This is a genomic window from Streptomyces sp. (genome assembly GCF_035563135.1).
Taxonomy (GTDB): Bacteria; Actinomycetota; Actinomycetes; order Streptomycetales; family Streptomycetaceae; genus Streptomyces.
This window is the reverse complement of the sequence record NZ_DATMVN010000337.1, coordinates 1-2,018: the sequence shown is the minus strand read 5'-3', so window position 1 is coordinate 2,018 and position 2,018 is coordinate 1. Positions and strand designations below refer to the sequence as shown.

The window sequence follows — 2,018 nt, the reverse complement described above, 5'->3', positions numbered from 1 at the left end:
CAGGCTGCCTGCGGCGAGCTGCTCCGCGGCCTGGCGCTTGCGGTGCGCCCGCAACGTCTCGACGGCGGGGACGGGGAGCGGCACGGTGCGCCGCGACTTCTCGGTCTTCGGCTCGCCGAGCTCAAGCCCGGCAGACGTCCGCGACAGCGTCCAGCGCACCCGGACGACGGCCGCATCGAGGTCGACGTCTCGCCAGTGCAGGGCCAGAGCCTCACCGCGGCGCAGGCCGGTCGCCAGCATTACGCGGTAGAGGGCCTCTAGGCGGTCACCGCGGACTGCCTCGAGCAGCGCCTCCGCCTGCTGGGCGGAGAGGTAACCCGCGTCTTTGCGCTCGACGGCCGGGCGTTTGACCAGGGCGGCCGGGTTGCGCTGGATCAGCCCGTCCCGGACCGCGACGTCAAGGGCGGCCCGGAGCACGGCGTAGATCGTTCGGACGGATGACGCAGAAAGGCCCGCGCGGCGCTTGGCGAGCACCAGGGCCTCCACGTCGGAGGGGCGAAGCCGGTCGAGGGGCAGGCTGCCCAGCTTCGGCACCAGATGGCTGCGAGCAATTGTCGCGTACAGGTCGATCGTCGCCTGCTTGCGGTCGCTCGCCGGCAGCGCCTTCGTCGTCCAGTCCTCCAGCCAGGCGGCCATCGTGATCGACGCATCCTTGACGGGGGCGCCAGCCTCGACGCGCTCCCGCAGCTCCCGGAGCTTCGCCCGCACCTCCGCCTGCGTTCTGCCGCTGACCTCCCGCCGCTTCACCTCGCCGAAGTCGTCTCGGTAGGTCAGGGCCGAGTACCACCGTCCGTTGGCCCGCTTGAAGATCGAGCCCTCGCCGTTCCCTCGCTTCGCCATGGGGCTGCTCCGATCGCCGGGGCCGGCGGCCGTCCGGCCGCTTTCCGTTCCTGATGGTTCGGCGGACAGTGTTCAGCACCGGTCTGACCACGGTGCCCGCTCTGCACAGGTCAGGCCGCATCCGGGGGATCGGGATCAAAGAGCCCGCTCTGATTCGCCGACTTCGGCTGGCTGCGTCGACGATGCTGGGCAGGCGCCACTGGGTTCTCCAGCATGCGGACATAGCGCTCGAGTTCGGCGCGGGCCAGCCGACAGCTGCGACCGATGTGGACCGGGCGCAGGTCGCCGGCCTTCATGAGGGCGTAGACCGTGGTGCGGCCGATGCGGAGAACCTTGGCCGCATCCTCGGGCGTAAGCAGCAGGGGGCTCTTGGTCAGCATGTCCTGCAGCGACTCGGGGTCGCCCATCTCGTCTCCTCCAAGTATTCCGGTCCGCCGGTCGCCGTCCGGCAGCGGCCGTGCGCGGGCGACGATGGGCGCGGTGCGTTCCTCGACGATGAGGGACCGACCTCCTGTTCTTCTCCGGTTCCGCGCTAGTCAGCACGGACCGGTGACCAGCGGGAAGGAGGCACCGGCTCCGCAGCTTCTCCCGGTCCCCGCGAGCTGCTACCGGAGGAGTACGGGAGGGAACCTGGAGGACGCCGTGGTACCGCGGGTCCAAGCTGCCGTATCCGATGTCCCGTGGTCTTGGAGACGGCCGCTGTCACCGGTGGAGGTGTCAGCGAGGTCGGTCTCGAGGGTCCCCGATGGGACAATGCCCCTCGGCGCGGAGGCCGACGTGGTGCCGGCGGTGGTAGGCGGCCAGGACGGCGTCGAGGGCAAGTGACAGGCCGGCAAGGTCACGGTCGTAGATTCGGCCGTCTTCGAGCTGCGCAGCCAAATCGGCGAGGGCCTGAGGCCAGTCGCGTCGGGTGACTGACTGCCGCACGGAGACTTGCACGCGCCGTTCGACGATCTGCACTGCCGCCCGGCCCGAGGCCGCAGCGCGGGTTTGCTCCCAGGCGCGGTGCCGGCAGGTCGCCGAACACCATTTCGGGATCGGGCCCCGGGCTCGCGCGGTGATCGGCCCGCCACACCAGCCGCAGGCCGTCGCGGCGGCCCGCCGCTCGGGGCCGCCTCCAGCCTCCGCCGGGTCGGAGCGGGCCTTCGTCGTCCGTGTCCGCTGGGCTTGTTGACGCC

At 71.3% G+C, this 2,018-nt stretch carries 2 protein-coding genes; both read right to left on the bottom strand.

All coding sequences use genetic code 11. The features are described from left to right. Positions 1-840: site-specific integrase (locus VN520_RS14640; RefSeq protein ID WP_325747343.1), on the bottom strand; the 840-nt coding region annotated here is incomplete at its 3' end. Positions 841-950: 110 nt separating this feature from the next. Next, the gene (locus tag VN520_RS14635) at positions 951-1,247 is read right to left on the bottom strand and encodes a helix-turn-helix domain-containing protein (protein WP_325747342.1); all 297 of its coding nucleotides are present in this window, start codon (positions 1,245-1,247) and stop codon (positions 951-953) included. Positions 1,248-2,018: the final 771 nt, after the last annotated feature.